Genomic DNA, 16,924 nt, shown 5'->3' on the forward strand with positions numbered 1-16,924 from the left:
GCCAATAAAGGGATGGCTGGTGAGCCCACAAAGAAGATTTTTCGACGCGTACACTCAGTGCGTTTCATCGATGGAGTGAGTCGCGTACCTGGGGAAGACTTCCAAGTGATAAAAATCAACAACTTGGCTGGTTAGAGGTGGTTGGGTTCTACTACGCTATATCAAACACCAAGCCGCGGTCGTCGCTTTATTGAAACAGTTTCTGTTTAATTTTCCCTAGGTAATACATGGACATAATGTGCTATCAGAACCTGTTTTGAGGCTTAACTCTGTGGGTGTTAACAGGGTAGAGTAGATAGGACGTTAGTATTATCTTCCTGAGACACAGGATTCATTCATGCGCTCTAAACAGGACAAAAGATGAAACGCATCAGAAAGAAGCATGCCGGCAAAGAATACGTTGCTCCCTGGGAACGTGCTTTCGACAGGGTATTAACCCCAATCGAGGAGTTTATCCATCGGCAAACCACCAGTGGTATTTTGCTGATGCTCTGTGCGGTCATCGCGTTGTTTATCGCCAATGGAACCTTTGCCGAGGCCTACCATCACTTTTTTCAGCTCTACTTCACGGTAGGGTTGGAGAACTTCCAGCTGTCCAAGTCCATGCACCACTGGATCAACGATGGCCTGATGGCGATCTTCTTTCTGGTTGTTGGTCTGGAACTGAAACGGGAGCTGCTGGTTGGCGAATTGGCCGATGTGAAGCAGGCCCTGCTGCCTATCATCGCAGCGGTCGGGGGGATGCTGGTCCCTGCGTTAATCTACTTCGCCATCAATCCAAGCGGTCATACGGCTGACGGTTGGGGTATTCCGATGGCGACGGATATCGCCTTTGCCTTGGGGGCGCTGGCCCTGCTGGGGAAACGGGTCCCACAAAGTCTGCTGATGTTCCTGATTGCCGTGGCGATCGTTGATGACCTGGGGGCGGTCACCGTTATTGCGCTGTTCTATACCGAAACCCTTAATCTGATGGCGCTGGGGCTGGCCGTTCTATTCATCGTTCTTCTTGTCTTTTTGAATCTTTGGGGTGTTCGCCGGCTGGCACCTTATCTGGTTGTTGGCGCATTCCTCTGGGTGGCGATGCTGAAAAGCGGAATCCATGCGACCTTGGCCGGGGTGATTCTGGCATTCATTATCCCCATGAAGCCCAAATATGACCCTAAGCGCTTCCTGTCGCTGATTGGTAGCAGTGTCGATACGATCAAGGACGCGTATCGGAAAAATGAAAATATCCTGATCAATGACGCGCTTCGCTCCAAGGTCCGTGCACTGGGTAATGGTGCCTATCTGGTACAGGCTCCGGCGCAGGTGCTCGAAAGCCAGCTGCACCTGTTTACTGCCTACCTGGTTATCCCGATCTTCGCCCTGGCCAATGCGGGTGTGGCGATCGACTTTGCCAATATCAGCAACATCATTGTTCACCCGGTCACCATGGGTATCGGTCTCGGGCTGGTGCTGGGCAAGCTGATTGGTATTGCCGGTTTCACCTGGATAGCGGTAAAAGCCGGGCTGTGCAATCTGCCCAAAGGACTGAATATGAACCATATTATCGGTGTCGCCTTTATGGGCGGGATCGGTTTTACCATGTCGATCTTTATTGCCGAGTTGGGTTTTGCCAGCCATCCTGAAGACCTGTTGATGGCGAAGACCGGTATCCTGTTTGCTTCCTTTACGGCAGGTATAACCGGCTTTATCTGGCTGTATCTGGCCTCTAAAACCTCAGAAACAGAGACCGAAATGTCTGCTGCAACCGCGGCTGATGTGAAAGAGTAATCTTCATAGCTCGTTGCCCCCGTTCAGCTGTCGGACGCTTTAGTCCCGTGCGCGGGGGGCATGGCTAGGCATCGCAAGGCATATTGCTGCTTAGGACACCAAGGGTGAGATGAAGTGGTAAGCAGGTACTCGAGACTGATAGCGCAATGGAAGAGCCCGGATTAGTTCCGGGCTTTTTTATGGGGTCTGAGGATCGCTGCTATTGAGGATTAGCTAACTTTTACGCTGCATGGAGGGGTAATGCCTCAGCTGATGTCGCTGTTGCCCTGCTAGGTAGCAGACTCCGTATCGAAAGAAACCCTACGGACGTGTGGATTCTCAACACAAACCTCTAAAACTGAAATATCAGATAAAACAACGAGATTCGTATCACCGTCAGTTTTCAGCAGGAGACACTCCCTACGATCCTCGTTGAAGCGCGTATCCAGGCCGGCCCCTTCAATGACTTCGCCTGATTTCAGTATTAACTTGATCGGGTATCTGTAAGTACAGACTATTTCCACGTAATCATGTATTTCACAAGAGATCATTTTAAACACTCAAAGTTATACCTAGCGCTTAGAGTATATAACGCCCAAATCAGGGGGGCCGTAGGCTTCCCATGAATGTACTTACTGTGTAAACGGCAGGAACATGGGGTGTATTCACAGTTCTTGCATCAGCTGAATATCATTCCCGCAGGTATCGTCGAGCACGGCGATTATAACGCTTCCTGCTTCTCCGGGTGTTATCGAGAATTCTACCCCCAGGCTTGCCAGTCTCTGGTGCTCTTCTTCCGGGTCGTTAACCGAGAAGGAGGTCCATGGGATACCGGCCTCTTTCAAGTTTTGTTGGTACAACCTGGCTGGCACGAACGCCATGGGTTCCAGCAACAGCTCAACGCCGGCTATCTGCTTCTACTGAGCCTTTGTGCTTCAGCCATATTCCCAATCTCCGGTTTGTTTTTGGTTGACAAGCTTGCGTTCCATATATAAAACGTTCGATATATGGAACGTTCGATATAAGGAACGTTTTGCCTAATTCAGACTTACCACTTCTAGCAGATGGGTTATGGATAAAGTCACTCTCGAAACGATTGGTCGGCATTTGCAGGAGTTGCGAATTGAACGCGGCTGGTCATTGTCACAGCTTGCTGCCGCCGCGGGTATCGCCAAGTCGAACTTGTCACGCCTTGAACAAGGTAATGGAAATCCTACCTTGGATACGATCTGGCGACTGGCGATGCAGTTGAACGTCCCCTTCGGCAACCTTGTTGCGCCGATCAGCGTACCGGTGGGTGAGGAGGGGGTTCAGGTCCGTCTGATCGACCAGGGCAAGGACGAACCTCAGGTCGATGTTTATTGGATGACTTGCGCGCCCCACACACTGCGTGAGGCAGAAGCCCATACGCCGGGCACCAGAGAATCGATCACGGTGATCAGTGGGCAGTTGGAGGTTGGCACCCTAGAGGACAGACAGCAACTATCCGCCGGGGAAACCCATACCTTCGATGCCGATAGTCCGCACCTCTACCGGGCAGGGGAAAACTGGGCCTCTCTGATGGTCACAATCGTTTATGCCGGCGGTGGAGAACGCTCATGATCTCGGGTGCCGCCGATCCTCGCCGCTCCGCCTGGCTGACCGGCGTTCGCGAAGCCCTTCCTTTACTGGGTGGCTACATCCCCGTGGCGATCTCGTTCGGGCTTATCGCTATTCAGGCGGGTTTTAGTGCCTGGGAAGCTATCGCTATCTCAACGCTGATCTATGCCGGAGCGTCGCAGTTTCTGTTCATCGGTATGGTGGCCGCCGGTGCCCCGCTGTGGCTGGTGGTGGTTATGACCTTGCTGATCAACGCCCGTCATGTGGTCTACGGTCCCAATCTCGCACCCTGGTTAACGCCGAGCCGCTGGTGGCCCTGGCTGGCACATGGTCTGACCGATCAGGTCTTTGCCCTGGCGCTGACTCGGTTCCCACAGATTCCGGCGAATGAGCGCGTGGGCTGGTTCAGCGGTGCCATGCTGATCGCCTGGTTCAGCTGGATTGGCGGAACCGCATTGGGGGCGTTTGCCGGAGCAGAGCTGATGTCTCGCTGGCCGTTACTGGGCGAGGTTCTACCCTTCGCGCTTCCCGCACTTTTCCTGGTGCTGCTCGCCCCGAGATTCACATCCCGACAATGGAGCGTCGCACTAGGCAGCGCGATTACGGTCGCGCTGATGCTGACCCTGAATGGTCTGAATAACGCGGCGATTCCCGCCGCTGCGGTGCTGGGGTGTCTGTGTTTTTATCTGGTTAAACCCGGCGCCAGTATCGGAGGGGAGCGAAATGGATGATGCACTTTGGCTGGCCGTTATGGGTATAGCGGTTGGCACTTTCAGTATGCGCTTTGTCCCGATGTTGTGGATGCAACGTCACTTAGATAAGCACAATGATCAAGACGCGTTTGATGTCATGCCTCAATGGCTGAGTCTGCTGGGCCCGATGATGATTGCCGCCATGTTTGGAAATTCATTAGTGCCGAAAAGTGTGGATGTGATCGGCTGGGTCGCTACCGCCGTTGGTGTGCTTGTCACCGTACTGGTTTGGCGTCGCACCCAGTCCCTTGGCATGCCGGTTCTGGCAGGCGTGTTTTCTTATGGGGTCGCCTTTATCGTCTTGGGCAGTTAGTGCTTTATTGTCGAGCTAATAGTATCAGGGCAACGGCTGATTCCGGTCTTCCCACAAAAAACTACGGGCTTCAGATTTGCTGATGCGGCGCTGGGATCGACGGCTGTGGATTAGAGCAGGGCGAGTATCGCACTCTAAGTGGCCGTGAACTGCTCCAGTAGCCAAGCCTTTAAAGTTGTTGCAGCGCGGGTCAGCGGCTGGCGTTTAGGATGAATCAGGTAGTAGCTCTTATCCAGCGGAAGGCGCTGCTTGAACGGCTCGATCAGCTCGCCTCGCTTAAGCTCTTCTTGGATCATCACCTCACTGCACAGAACGACCCCCTGGTGCCGCTTGGAGGCATCGATCGCCAGCAGTGCCTGATCGAAATGCAGCGTGGCAATATGCTGTCGTTGATCGGCCGTGATGGTGCTGAACGCATTTAGCCAGCGATCCCAGAAAGGCTGCAGGCTGTTGACGATCAGGGTCGCTTGCTGAAGCTGATTCACTTGTTTCAGTTGCTTGGCCTGTTGGTACTCCGGGCTGCAGAACAGGCATACCTCGTCGTCAAAAACTAAGGTTGTGTCGAGCTGCGGGTCCTCGCCGTCGAAATGGCGCACCGCCAGATCCACCGCATCGGTTTGGAATTGCACCGGGCTGTTGGAGGCGCTGATATGCACCTCGATCTCCGGATGCTGGCTGACAAAGTGTTCCAGTCGAGGCCCCAGCCACTTGGAGGCCAGGGTTTGTGTCATCGACAGGCAGACCCGGTTGGTTGCTCCGAATCGGCAGGTCTCACTGGAGCTGCTGATCTGCTCCAGCGCCGGTGCAATGCGGCTGAAATAGTCCAGTCCGCGATCGGTCACCGTCAGCTTACGGACCTTGCGCATAAACAGCGGGTAGCCAAGCCACTGCTCCAGCTTGATCACCTGCTGAGATACCGCGCCGGGGGTGATATGAAGCTCCGCGGCGGCCTGCTTGAAGCTGCCGTAACGTACTGCGGACTCGAAGGCGACCAGGGCACGCAGGGGCGGCATCGCTCTTTGCATGGGTGGATTCCCAATCAATCAATAGGATAGAAAATCTATTTTATTAGAGCGGAATAAATGGTTTGTCAAGGCGCCAGGATTAGCCACAATAAGCAGAGGTCGCAGCTATATTCGGCTTTATTGCTGCCAGCCACGTGGTTTGTTTATCCGTTGATGGAATCTAAGTTTAATCGTGGCCAGTCAAGAACAGGATAGAAAATCACGCTATGCGCGCTTCAACCCTCTCACAATCCAGTGACCGCTTGTTCACCCCGGTGCTGATCGCCGGCTGCATTATCATCCTGGTCAGCTTTGCGATCCGCTCCTCGTTCGGCTTGTTCCAGATTCCGATCGCCGAAGAGTTCAACTGGCTGCGGGCGGATTTCTCATTTGCGATTGCGATCCAGAACCTGTTCTGGGGGATTGGTCAGCCGATCTTCAGCGCCTTCGCCGAAAAGTACGGTGATCGCAAGGCGATTATCGCCGGGGCTATGACCTATGCAGCGGGACTGGTGTTCTCCTCCTACGCGATCACGCCGGGGCAGCACCAGGTGCTGGAAATCCTGGTCGGCTTCGGGATTGCCGGTACCGGCTTTGGCGTGATCCTCGCCGTGGTTGGCCGGGCAACCGCAGAAAAATATCGCTCGATGGCCTTGGGTATCGCTACCGCGGCGGGTTCTGCCGGTCAGATCGTCGGCCCGCCATTGGCTCAAACCCTGCTGCAGCAACTGGCCTGGCAGTCGGTGTTTGTGGTGTTTGCGGCAATGATCCTGTTGTCGTTGCTGGCGCTGTTCTTTATGCGGGTGCCGGCGCCGCCCAAGACTCAGCATCAGGATGACGGCATGGGGCGGGTGGTGTTCAAAGCCGTCCAGGATCCGACCTTTATTTTTATCTTTATGGGCTTCTTCTCCTGCGGCTATCAGCTGGCGTTTATCACCGCGCATTTTCCGGCCTTTATCGCCGAGATGTGCAGCGCGGTGGCGCCCGGCAGCATCATTCAAGCCTTAGGGGTTAGCTCGACCTCAACGCTGGGGGCGGTTGCGATTGCGCTGATCGGTGTGGCCAATATCGGTGGCACTCTGTTGGCGGGCTGGCTGGGTAACCGTTACTCGCGCAAGTACCTGTTGGCCAGTATTTACCTGCTGCGGACGCTGGTGGCCGGGGCGTTCATTATGAACCCGATTACACCCGAATCGGTGGTGCTGTTTTCGATCTTGATGGGGGCGCTCTGGCTGGCGACCGTGCCGTTGACCGCCGGTCTGATCGCCCAGATCTACGGTTTGCGTTACATGGGAACCCTCTATGGACTGGTGTTCTTCTCCCATCAGTTGGGCGGCTTCCTGGGGGTTTGGCTGGGTGGCTCGATGTACGATCTGTACGGCAATTACACCCTGGTCTGGTGGGTCGGTGTCGGGGTTGGTGCCTTCTCGGCACTGATCCATCTGCCGGTCAGAGAAAAGCCCTGGGCGGAGCGGCAGGCGCTGGCTGCTGCCGGTTAATGGCCGCTATTATCGAGGGGCCGGCCGAGATCAGTCCCTTGGAGCGCTCCTTACAGCGTGTTGAGCATCTCTTCCAATTCGATGGCCCTATCATCCTGCGCATGCTGAAGCAGATAGTCGATAAAGACCCGGGTCTTGGCGGGCAGGTAGCTGCGCGAGGCGTAGTAAACCCGGATCCTCAACGGCTCGGCTTCGAACTCTTCTAGCACCCGTTTGAAGCAACCCTGTTGCAGGCAGTTGCGGGCGTGGCCGATACCGATCCGGGCAATCCCCATGCCCAGCTCGACCGATTTCATCGAGGCGGAAATGCTGTTGACCACTAGGTTGCCACGCGGCTCGATCTGGATCAGTTGATCCTGCTGGCGGAAACTCCAGTCAAACTTTCGGCCGGTGGTGGCCGAACGGTAGGCGATACAGTTGTGCTCGGCCAACTCCTGCGGCGTCTTCGGGGTGCCGTGGCGTGCCAGGTAGGTGTCGGACGCCACCAGCACCGGTTGTAGCTGGTAGAAATCCCTTGCGATCAGGCTGCTCTCCGGATTGTTCAGTACCCCGATGCCGACGTCGGCTCCCTCCTTGGCCAGGTCGCCGATGCGGTCATCGAAATTCAGATCCAGTTCGATCTCCGGATACTGCTCCAGGAAGTCCGGCAGCAACGGCAGCACCATCATGCGTCCGAAACTGTCCGGTAGGTTGACTTTGAGACGACCGCTAGGGGTCTGCTGGCGGTCACTGCTGAGTCGAATCTGGTCCTCTAACTGTTCAACCAGATGGCCGGTGCGGCGGTACAGATCGTCGCCGTCTTCGGTTAGCGCCAACGAGCGGGTGGTGCGGTGAAACAGCCGCAGCGACATCGATTTTTCCAGCGTCGCGATCGCTTTGCTGACCGCCGCCGACGAGGTACCCAGTTGCCGAGCAGCGGCCGAAAAATTGCCGTTCTTCACCACGGCGTTGAAGATATGAAGCTGGTTCGGAATCATGGTTTACCCGTCGTCATAGTCTTGGAACGGTCGGCACTTCAGTGCTTTTACTATAACAGCTGTGTGTTAAAGGCAGCTCTTAGTTTTAACTATAAGTTGAAACTGTTCCAAGGTGATCATGGCTACACAGGCCCTGTTGCGGTTTGCTTCAATGCATCCCATGACTTCCATGGAGTGTGCCGACGTGCTTAGTGACTGCTCCCGGAAAAATCTGAATCAATCGACGAGGATCCCTATGAGCAACCTGTTTACCCCTGTGCAGTTGGGCGCCGTGGCGCTGGATAACCGCGTGCTGATGGCGCCGTTGACACGAAGCCGTGCCGATGCCGGTCATATCCCCAGTGAGCTGATGGTCGAACACTATGCCCAGCGCGCTTCCGCCGGACTGATCATCGCTGAAGCGACCATGGTGATGGAACACGGCTCGGCCTTCGTCAACGAGCCGGGTATCTACTCCGACGCGCAAGTGGAAGCCTGGCAGAAGGTGACCGAGGCGGTCCACGCCAAGGGCGGTAAGATATTTCTGCAGTTGTGGCACGGTGGGCGTGCTTGTCACCCGGATCTGAACGGCGGCCGGGTCCCGGTGGCGCCGAGTGCCATCGCGATCACCAACGACGAAGTCCATACGCCCGAGGGGAAGAAAGCCTATACCGTGCCGCGGGCGCTGGAGGATGCCGAGATTCCCGCCATCGTTGAGGGATTTGCTCAGGCTGCCCGCAAGGCCAAGCGCGCCGGTTTTGATGGTGTTGAAGTGCATGGTGCCAACGGCTACCTGCTGGATCAGTTCCTGCGTGACGGCAGCAACCAGCGACAGGGTCCCTACGGCGGTTCGATCGAGAACCGTGCCCGTTTGCTGCTCGAAGTGCTCGATGCGGTAACTGGGGTCTGGGGTGCCGATCGGGTGGGGGTGCGTCTATCACCGCTCAACAGTTTCAACAGCATGAAGGACAGCGATCCGGCGGGCCTGTCGGCCTGGTTGGCCAAGCGCCTGAACGATTTCGACCTGGCCTACCTGCACCTGATGCGCAGCGACTTTCTGGGTGAGCAGCAGGGTGATGTGGTTAACCCGGTACGGCAGCACTACCGGGGCAAACTGATTCTGAACATGGGCTACAACGCCGAAGAGTCGTCCGAGGTGATCGCTGCCGAGCAGGCCGATGCCATCGCTTTTGGTGTGCCCTTCATCGCCAACCCGGACCTGGTCGAGCGATTGAAGCAGTCGGCCGAGCTGAACGAGCCGGACCCCAGCACTTTCTATACGCCGGGAGCTGCCGGGTACACCGACTATCCGACCCTGCAATCAGCCTAAGCGGCTGTCTGTATCCCCAGCCACCTCCCGATGAGGTGGCTTTTTTGATGGGCTCGGCGGGCTAAACCGGCACCCCTCTTTATTCGCTTAGCCTTCGTCGAGCTGCAGCATCTGCTGCCAGAACTCCTTGGCCAGCCCACTGCGGGCCTGGTCCCGCAGCCGGATCAGGTAGATCGGTACCTGGCTGCGGTAATTGAAGTTTTCCACCTTCAGTGCGGTCAGCTCGCCGTTCTTCAACTCGGCCTCCACCATGTGTAGAGGTGTTCGGGCCCAGCCCATGCCGGCCAGTAGCAGGCTCTTTTTCATCATGTAATCACTTACATACCAGCGCTGTCCGCCGGGCAGCACGTTGATATGGTCGAATGGCGCCACCGAGCCGGTATCGGACAGCAGGATATGGGGGCGTTTGCGCAATAAATGCTGAGGTATTGTGGCGTCGGCGGCCAGGTCGATAAAACCCGGCCGCGCAACGGTGATCATCGTCAGGCGGCTGATCTCAACAAACTCGAATCGGTCGTCGAGTCCGGTGTGCGGGCCAATGGCCAGGTCGGCGCTTTCGTTAAGCAGTTTTTCCAGCACGCCGGACAGGTGCTCGGTGGCGATATTGAGTTGTAGTTGTGGCTGACGATCGCAGAAGCGCCTTATCCGTTCCAGCCCCGGTGGCAGGGCGCACATGGCGCTGAGAGAAATCGACAGACTTGGAACCGCACCACGGGCCAGATGATGGCCAAGCGACTCTAGCTCGCTGACCCTACCTAGTAGCTGCTTGGCTTGGCGGTAGAAGGTCTTGCCTTCGGTAGTCAGGCTGGGGCGATAGCTGTCGCGGCTGAACAGCTGAAAATCGAATTGTTGCTCCAGCGTGGCGACGGCGGCGCTGACACTGGGCTGGGTCTTGTGAATATGGTTGGCGGCGGCGCGGAAACTACCTTGTTCGACCACGGCGACGAAGGCGCGAAGCTGATCATTGGTCATGGCTGACTCCTAAAACAATAGGTATATCCGATCAAAATGAATTAAAGATGCAATTATCTTACGTTCAACCGCGGCGCTAAGATAGCCCCCGATTTCAAACCGGGTTTTCTGAGGGTGGGCTGTTGGATTTAGAGCTGCTGATTTTGACCGTTGCCGCGTTGCTGACCGGAATCTCCAAGTTTTCCGTCGGTGGGATGGGCATGTTGGTATTGCCGATTCTGATGATCGTCTACCCCGGTCCGGAAGTGCTGGGGGTGCTGATCCCGTTGTATCTGTGGAACGACCTGGCGGTGATGTTCTGTTACCGGCAGCGGATCAACTGGCGGATTATCGCCGCCTTGGCGCCGCTGCTGGTGCTGGGGATGGCGTTGGGGAGCTGGCTGCTTCAGGGGCTGGATGCGGACCGTTTCCGGCTGCTGACCGGAACCATGATCCTGGCGATGTTGGGGCTGAGTTTGTGGCTCGACGATCACCAGAGCCAGTGGTTGCGTCACCCTCTGGCAAGTCGCGGCGCCGGATTGCTTGGCGGCCTGATCAGCATGACCACCAATACCGCCGGCCCGCTGCTGAGTCTGTACCTGATGGAGCAGCCGCTCGATAAGCGGGCGTACATGAGTACCCGCGCCTGGATCTTCATTCTGGTCAACGTTTTCAAAGTGCCGCTGCTGATCGGACTGGGGCTGATGACCTGGGAGTCAACCCAGACCAGCCTGTGGGGCATTCCCGGTCTGGCCCTGGGTGGCCTGATCGGTTTCTGGCTGGTAAGACGGCTGCAATTTGCGCAGTTCAAGTGGCTGATCCGTGGCACCGCAGCGCTGGCGGCGATCAAGCTATTTGTTTTCAGTTAGGGGCGCAGGGCGCTCGGGGAGTTAGATAATGGATCAAATTGAGATTCGCTACGACAACGAAGTCCAGGCGATAGCGGCCGAAACCACCTTCGCCGATCGGGCTGAAGGTCAGCTACAGGTGCAACGTTTCGGCAACCGGGTTCAGGTGATGCCGCCACCGCTGGTCGCGCCATTGGTGGTGGTGTTGGAACGTCTCTGTCGGATTGGTGGGCGCGACTGTTTCACGCCCGAGCAATCGGCCGTTCAAGAAGCCGCACCGCGATCAGCCCGCTAATGGCGCCACAGACTTCTCCTAAAACTGCGGCAGTTGTTGTTGGAACTTCTGATTAAGCAGCTCGATTCTGGCTGTCAGCGCCCCGCGGATATGGGCTCGGGCGATCTGTTCGGACGACTCCAGACGGCAGCTCACTCCAGGCTGGAGGCGTGTGCCAGGTAGCGTTGATACTCATCTGCCGGTACCAGCGACCCGCCGGTCAGCCAGGCGATATGGGTGGACTGGTCGAGCCGCCCGCTGAGTTGGTGTTGCTCCAGATACTGCTGGCCTGACTCGCTGTTGAGCATCGCTGGGCCGAGACAGCCGATCGCCGCCGAGGGTTCGACTTCGATAGCTTCCAACGTCTTGAGGAGAAGCAGCTGCTGGTAGAGCTGCCGGTCGGTGGCGGTATAAACCCCGGAACACAGGTCGCGAATCGCGTTGCAGACCCAGGCCGAGGCGGTACCGACCGCCAGACCGTCGGCGTCGGTATCGACATTGAGGCCGAACTCGTAGCAGGGCAGCGGCTCGGAGCCGGGCTCACCGGCCAGACCCAGCAGGGTGCACGGAGCCTGCACCGGTTCGGCCATAAAACAGTGAACATGGTCGCCGAACAGCTGTTTCAGGCCGTAGGTGATCCCACCCGGCGCACCGCCGACCCCGGAGGGCAGGTAAACCAGCAGCGGATGATCGGCATCCACCCGGATACCCTGCTGCTCTAGTTGCGCCTGCAATCGCAGCGCGGCGGTGGCATAACCGAAGAACAGCTGCGGTGAACGCTCGTCATCGACGAAATAGCAGTGAGGGTCGGCCTCGGCATTGCGCCGCCCGGCCTCAACCGCGACGCCGTAATCGGCCTGGTGTTCGATCACTTCAACGCCGCGCTTGCGCAGCCGCTCTTTCTTCCAGGCTTTGGCATCGGCGGACATATGTACCTGGGTGCGGAAACCCAGGGCGGCGCCGGTCACCCCGATGCTCAGTCCCAGATTACCGGTACTGCCGACGGCCAGGGTGTAACGGCTGAACAGTTCGCGGGCCTCGTCCCCGGCCAGCTTGGCGTAATCATCCTCGATGCTGCTCAACAGATCCTGTTCGAGCGCCAGTTTTTCGGCAACGTAGAGTACCTCGTGGATACCACCGCGGGCCTTGATCGAGCCGGCGATCGGTAGCGCATGATCGGCCTTGAGCAGTAGCTTGCCGCCGAGCGTGTTGATCCGTTGATTCAGCGGGGCGGTACTCAGCAGGGGCGACTCGATCAGCCCTCGGCTGGCTTGCAGTTCGGGAAACAACCGTTGCAACAGCGGCGCGCAGCGCTCCAGTCGAGCATTGGCGGCATAGAGTTCGTCCGCTTCCGGGCGCGCCGGGGCGGTGGTTTTATCCTGATAGTTGGGGTTTAACCAGATTAAAGGCTCTGCCGCCTTAAGCTGAGCTTGTTGATGGCTGGAAATCGCAAGATTCGGCATGTCTCGGCCCCTGATGATTAAGCTGGCTGGGTATTGCTGGAAGGATTCTGCCCCCGGAGTGTTGTCGTGGCAAACGATAGTTTTTACAGGGTCGTTTAGTTAATCTAAACGATGTAGGTGGTCTCCCGTGACTTGGCGGTGATAGGCTGGGTTAGGTTCCAACATGAGTTTTGTTGCCGATGCATCCCCGATTGTATTCTTCACTGATCTATTTTGAGTGCTGCGGGCGGCTGAGCAGTTTTTCGGCTGCGGCCCGGGAACTGTGCGTGACCACCGGAGCGGTTAGCCAGCAGATCCGTAAGCTGGAGCAGCAACTGGGCTTGGTGCTTTTTGAACGCGCTTCGGGTGGTATCGCCCTGACGGATCCGGGTCGTGAGCTGCTGGCGGTAACCTCAGAATCGATCATGACCATACAGAGCACGATTGCACGCTTGCAGTCGAATTCCGATGCCGCCGTGGTACGCATCCGCTCCACACCCTCTTTTGCGTTTAAGTGGTTGATCCCGAGACTAAAAGCCTTCAGCCAGACGTTTCCCGCCATCAAGGTGGAGACCTTTGCCGAAGCGGCGCTGCTCAATCTGCAGCAGGCCGACTTCGATCTGGCGATCGATTACCGTCAGGATGGCGCGATAGACGGCTATGAGGTTGAGTTGCTGCTTAAAGAGCAGTTGTTGCCGGTTGTCAGCCCCGATTATCCGCAGGGGTTGGGCGGTATCGACACGGAGTGGTCGTCGATGACATTGCTGCATGATGCGCTGCCCTGGGCCGGGGCAGCGCGCGATGCGGAGTGGCGTTACTGGCTGGATCGTTCCGGCCTGGATACGGTCGTCAGCGACCGCGGTCACTATTTCAATCGTTCCGATATGGCCATTGCCGCCGCTGAAGCCGGGTTAGGGGTCGCTATGGCACGAAGCTCGTTGGTACAACAGGAACTCGCCCAGGGACGGCTCTGGGCGCCCTTTGAGGCGCAGCCGAGCGGCTGCAGTCACTACCTGCTGCTACCCCATAAAGCAGGATCCAAACCCGCAGCGCGCAAGCTGCAGCAGTGGCTGCTCGGTGTCGACTCGGAAGCGCAAATAAGTCGCGATTAGGTGCAGTTGCAACGCACCAGGTCCGGCAAGTGGCTATAGTTGGAGGAGGGTTCGGGATTGACCATTCGGTTATCAGGGTTATATCAGTTTTTGTTAATTTAAAACTCTCGTTTGATATCGATCCGACCCTTTGATTTAAAAAGTTTTTTGCCTTGAACGAGGCGCTATGCCGATCTGCCTCAGTTGCAAGAAAATATTCAATTGAGCTTTGCAGGCGATGATGTTTTAGTGTGGCGTTACCTTTCAAGGATGAACCAGTCGAGATGACAACAGGGAGGGAAGATGGCCGGGGTTGATGAGATAAGCACGGTACAGTTGTCACAGCTGCAAATGCTGTTAGACCACGTCGGTGCTTATGTCTTTACCAAGGACCTGTCGGGGCGTTATACCTATGTCAATCAGAAAGTCTGCGAGCTGTTTGGCATGCCCCGTGAAGCGATCATCGGCCAAACCGATGAGGCCTTCTTCGACCTGACCATTTTCAATGACCTGAAAGCCAACGACCAGTGGGTGCTGGAGCATGCGCTCCCTCTGGATACCGAGGAGCATAACCGGGTCGCGTCCACCGGCGAAGTACGAGTCTATCAAGCCCATAAAATGCCCCTGTTCGATGCCGATTCCAGGGTGGTCGGGCTGTGCGGCATCTCTACCGATATCACCGAACGGACCCAAATGGAGCAGCAGCTGCGGCAGCAGAAAGAGTTGCTCGATAATGTGCTGGATAACATCGAATCCGCGGTTTATATGAAGGACCGTGATCAACGGTTCCGTTATCTGAACCCCTATACCGCCAAGATGTTGGGTTGCGATCCGACCCATGCGCTGGGTAAGAGCAATCAGGAACTGTTGTCGGATGAAAATCTGGAGCAGTTGCAGTCGAGCGATCAGGTGGTGCTGGAAGAGGGGCGCAAAATCTGCGGTGAAGAGGCCATCACCGATCCCCACGGAACAACGCGTCAATTCTGGAGCGTGAAGATTCCGATTCGCGAGCAGGGTGAGATTAAAGGGATGGTTGGGGTTTCGAGCGATATCACCGAGGTGATTGAACTGAAGCAGAAACTCGAGCAGTTGGCCCATATCGATGAGATGACCGGTATCTCCAACCGGCGCCATCTGCTGCAGGGGGCTCGCCAGGAGCTGGAACGGATGAAACGTTATCAGCGAACGCTGGCGGTTATCATCCTGGATATCGACCGCTTCAAGCTGATCAATGACCTCTATGGCCATGCGATCGGGGATAGGGCGCTGATTCGGCTGGTGGAGGCCTGCCAATCCCAGTTGCGCCAGGTGGATCTGTTCGGTCGTCTGGGTGGCGATGAGTTTGTCATCGTGCTGCCGGAGGTGGATCTGAACAGCGCGCTGGCGGTGTGCGAACGTCTGCGTCATCAGATCGCCAATGTCACGATTCAGAGCGAGGCCGGTGACGATATCTTCCTGAGTTCCAGCTTCGGGGTGGCGTTGTCAAACTCCCACAGTAGCATGGATGACCTGTTGTCCCGCGCCGACACTGCGCTCTACCGGGCCAAGCATGCCGGTCGTAACTGCGTCGAATACGACGAGCGAGAGGATTAGCCCGTCTTTCTTCAGCTGTCCACACTGTGCCGTTGCAAGCGGTTTCTAAGGCGGCGGATCCCCACTCTGCACACCCACGCCTAAGTATTTCCGGCCGTCGGCTGCGATATGTCAATGCTGTAATCACTGCTTGCTTCGAGCTGTAAAGAAAGTAAGCAAGCTAATCACTTTTCGGAATGGTTCTTAATAACTATTAAGTAAGTGATTGATATTTATAGATCTCGCTCTTTTTTAAACAGGTTTTTCATTCTGGCGCGTTTATTGCGGTAGCCCTCCTCATACAACAAAAACGAAGCCGATCGGTTTTGAAAACGCTGAATCAGAGCAGCGTTCGATTCGGTGGGATGGGTGTTAAGGAGGAGTGAATGAGCACTATCACAGAGCAGCAGCTTGAGGAGGTTGCAACTCGGTTGGGGTTAAACCGCCGCAGCTTCCTTAAATTCTGCACCGGCGTTGCCGCAACGCTGGGCTTATCGTCGACCGCCGGTGTGCAGATGGCCCACGCGGTGACCCAGGCGCGTCGCCCGTCGGTGATCTGGTTGAGCGGGCAGGAGTGTACCGGTTGTACCGAGTCGCTGTTGCGGACCACCCACCCGACGCTGGAAACCCTGATTCTCGACATGATCTCGCTCGATTACAGCGAGGCGCTGTGTGCCGCCGCCGGTCATCAGGCCGAAGCCGCCAAGCATGCGGCGATGGAAGAGAACAAGGGCCGCTACGTACTGGTCGTCGAAGGCTCGATTCCGACCAAAGACGGCGGTATCTACTGCAAGATCGCCGGCAAGACCATGCTTGAGCATGTCAAAGAAGCGGCCGACGATGCTGCGGCGATCATCGCGATCGGTTCCTGTGCCTCCTGGGGCGGGGTACCGTCGGCGGGTATCAACCCCACCGGTGCCACACCGGTACACGAGATTCTGCCGGACAAAACCATCATCAATATCCCGGGTTGCCCACCCAACCCCTACAACTTCCTGGCCACGGTACTGCAGTACGTCACCTTCGGCACCTTGCCGGAGTTGGATGATAAGGGTCGTCCGAAGTTTGCCTACGGCCGAATTATTCACGAGCACTGCGAGCGTCGGGCTCATTTCGACGCCGGTCGTTTCGCCAAAGAGTTTGGCGACGAGGGCCACCGCCTGGGTTACTGCCTCTACAAGCTCGGCTGTAAAGGGCCGGAAACCTATGCCAACTGTTCGACCCAGGAATTCGGGGATGTCGGCGGTGGTGCCTGGCCGGTCGGCGTCGGTGCGCCCTGTTTCGGCTGTACCGAGCAAGGGGTCGGCTTTACCAAGGCGCTGCATGAGAAGTCCGAAGTGACCACCCATGCGCCGCCCGATATTTTCCCACCGATTGATGCCCAAACGGGTGAAGGGGCGACAGCCACCTCTGCCGGTCTGCTCGGCGCGGTGATCGGTGCCGCCGTCGGCGCCACTGCGATGACCGTTCGTCAGCTCGGCAAGGCTGAGAAAGAGGCCGAGAAAGGGGCAGAGCACGCTGCCGCTGAAGAACAACAATAG

At 56.9% G+C, this 16,924-nt stretch carries 17 protein-coding genes; 11 read left to right on the forward strand and 6 right to left on the reverse strand.

The features are described 5' to 3' along the window. The first annotated feature begins 360 nt into the window (after positions 1-360). Positions 361-1,773, forward strand: coding sequence for a Na+/H+ antiporter NhaA (gene nhaA / locus ACO05M_RS06730; RefSeq protein ID WP_421869245.1), 1,413 nt, complete (start codon positions 361-363; stop codon positions 1,771-1,773). 269 nt (positions 1,774-2,042) lie between these two features. Here the strand turns inward: nhaA and ACO05M_RS06735 are convergent, their stop codons facing one another. Both ACO05M_RS06735 and ACO05M_RS06740 read right to left on the reverse strand, forming a co-directional pair. Continuing rightward, positions 2,043-2,303, reverse strand: coding sequence for a Rho-binding antiterminator (locus ACO05M_RS06735; protein ID WP_421870679.1), 261 nt, complete (start codon positions 2,301-2,303; stop codon positions 2,043-2,045). A 114-nt stretch (positions 2,304-2,417) separates the two neighbouring features. Next, positions 2,418-2,633 (reverse strand): VOC family protein, encoded by a 216-nt coding sequence (locus tag ACO05M_RS06740; protein ID WP_421870682.1) that lies wholly within the window; start codon positions 2,631-2,633, stop codon positions 2,418-2,420. Positions 2,634-2,823: 190 nt separating this feature from the next. Here ACO05M_RS06740 and ACO05M_RS06745 point away from each other — a divergent pair, with 190 nt between their 5' ends. From ACO05M_RS06745 to ACO05M_RS06755, 3 genes are read left to right on the forward strand one after another with little or no spacing between them, the layout of a single operon-like run. Then, positions 2,824-3,354 (forward strand): helix-turn-helix domain-containing protein, encoded by a 531-nt coding sequence (locus tag ACO05M_RS06745; protein WP_421869249.1) that lies wholly within the window; start codon positions 2,824-2,826, stop codon positions 3,352-3,354. Then, positions 3,351-4,082: an AzlC family ABC transporter permease gene (locus ACO05M_RS06750; RefSeq protein ID WP_421869252.1), complete on the forward strand. Its 732-nt coding sequence runs from the start codon at positions 3,351-3,353 to the stop codon at positions 4,080-4,082. The genes ACO05M_RS06745 and ACO05M_RS06750 overlap by 4 nt, the downstream gene beginning before the upstream one ends. After that, positions 4,075-4,416: an AzlD domain-containing protein gene (locus ACO05M_RS06755; RefSeq protein WP_421869255.1), complete on the forward strand. Its 342-nt coding sequence runs from the start codon at positions 4,075-4,077 to the stop codon at positions 4,414-4,416. The genes ACO05M_RS06750 and ACO05M_RS06755 overlap by 8 nt, the downstream gene beginning before the upstream one ends. A gap of 134 nt (positions 4,417-4,550) precedes the next feature. Here ACO05M_RS06755 and ACO05M_RS06760 read toward each other — a convergent pair whose 3' ends face one another. Then, positions 4,551-5,441: a LysR substrate-binding domain-containing protein gene (locus ACO05M_RS06760; protein WP_421869258.1), complete on the reverse strand. Its 891-nt coding sequence runs from the start codon at positions 5,439-5,441 to the stop codon at positions 4,551-4,553. Between the two features lie 206 nt (positions 5,442-5,647). Between ACO05M_RS06760 and ACO05M_RS06765 the strand changes: the two genes are divergently transcribed. Continuing rightward, on the forward strand, positions 5,648-6,919 hold the full coding sequence (locus ACO05M_RS06765) for an MFS transporter (RefSeq protein WP_421869261.1): 1,272 nt from the start codon (positions 5,648-5,650) through the stop codon (positions 6,917-6,919). 50 nt (positions 6,920-6,969) lie between these two features. Here the strand turns inward: ACO05M_RS06765 and ACO05M_RS06770 are convergent, their stop codons facing one another. After that, positions 6,970-7,896 carry a LysR family transcriptional regulator gene (locus ACO05M_RS06770; RefSeq protein WP_421869264.1) on the reverse strand — a complete coding sequence of 309 codons (927 nt, stop codon included), beginning with the start codon at positions 7,894-7,896 and terminating at the stop codon, positions 6,970-6,972. A gap of 235 nt (positions 7,897-8,131) precedes the next feature. Here ACO05M_RS06770 and ACO05M_RS06775 point away from each other — a divergent pair, with 235 nt between their 5' ends. Next, complete coding sequence (locus ACO05M_RS06775) at positions 8,132-9,205, forward strand: alkene reductase (RefSeq protein ID WP_421869267.1); 1,074 nt, start codon at positions 8,132-8,134, stop codon at positions 9,203-9,205. A gap of 87 nt (positions 9,206-9,292) precedes the next feature. Here the strand turns inward: ACO05M_RS06775 and ACO05M_RS06780 are convergent, their stop codons facing one another. Next, a complete protein-coding gene (locus ACO05M_RS06780) occupies positions 9,293-10,177 on the reverse strand; it encodes a LysR family transcriptional regulator (RefSeq protein WP_421869269.1) in 885 nt (294 codons plus the stop codon). 122 nt (positions 10,178-10,299) lie between these two features. Between ACO05M_RS06780 and ACO05M_RS06785 the strand changes: the two genes are divergently transcribed. Continuing rightward, positions 10,300-11,025 carry a sulfite exporter TauE/SafE family protein gene (locus tag ACO05M_RS06785; protein WP_421869272.1) on the forward strand — a complete coding sequence of 242 codons (726 nt, stop codon included), beginning with the start codon at positions 10,300-10,302 and terminating at the stop codon, positions 11,023-11,025. A 28-nt stretch (positions 11,026-11,053) separates the two neighbouring features. Continuing rightward, positions 11,054-11,299, forward strand: coding sequence for a hypothetical protein (locus ACO05M_RS06790; protein WP_421869275.1), 246 nt, complete (start codon positions 11,054-11,056; stop codon positions 11,297-11,299). A gap of 131 nt (positions 11,300-11,430) precedes the next feature. On the opposite strand, the gene ACO05M_RS06795 is transcribed toward ACO05M_RS06790, so the two are convergent. Continuing rightward, entirely contained in the window at positions 11,431-12,741 is a 1,311-nt protein-coding gene (locus ACO05M_RS06795) for a D-serine ammonia-lyase (RefSeq protein ID WP_421869279.1), read from the reverse strand. Positions 12,742-12,920: 179 nt separating this feature from the next. Between ACO05M_RS06795 and ACO05M_RS06800 the strand changes: the two genes are divergently transcribed. The 3 genes from ACO05M_RS06800 (at position 12,921) to ACO05M_RS06810 (ending at position 16,924) form a co-directional block, all read left to right on the forward strand. Next, on the forward strand, positions 12,921-13,832 hold the full coding sequence (locus ACO05M_RS06800; protein WP_421869282.1) for a LysR substrate-binding domain-containing protein: 912 nt from the start codon (positions 12,921-12,923) through the stop codon (positions 13,830-13,832). 282 nt (positions 13,833-14,114) lie between these two features. Beyond that, positions 14,115-15,404, forward strand: a complete 1,290-nt coding sequence (locus tag ACO05M_RS06805) for a sensor domain-containing diguanylate cyclase (protein ID WP_421869284.1) — start codon at positions 14,115-14,117, stop codon at positions 15,402-15,404. 365 nt (positions 15,405-15,769) lie between these two features. Then, on the forward strand, positions 15,770-16,924 hold the full coding sequence (locus tag ACO05M_RS06810) for a hydrogenase small subunit (protein ID WP_421869288.1): 1,155 nt from the start codon (positions 15,770-15,772) through the stop codon (positions 16,922-16,924).

It is taken from the genome of Motiliproteus sp. (assembly GCF_965230735.1).
Lineage (GTDB): Bacteria > Pseudomonadota > Gammaproteobacteria > Pseudomonadales > Balneatricaceae > Motiliproteus.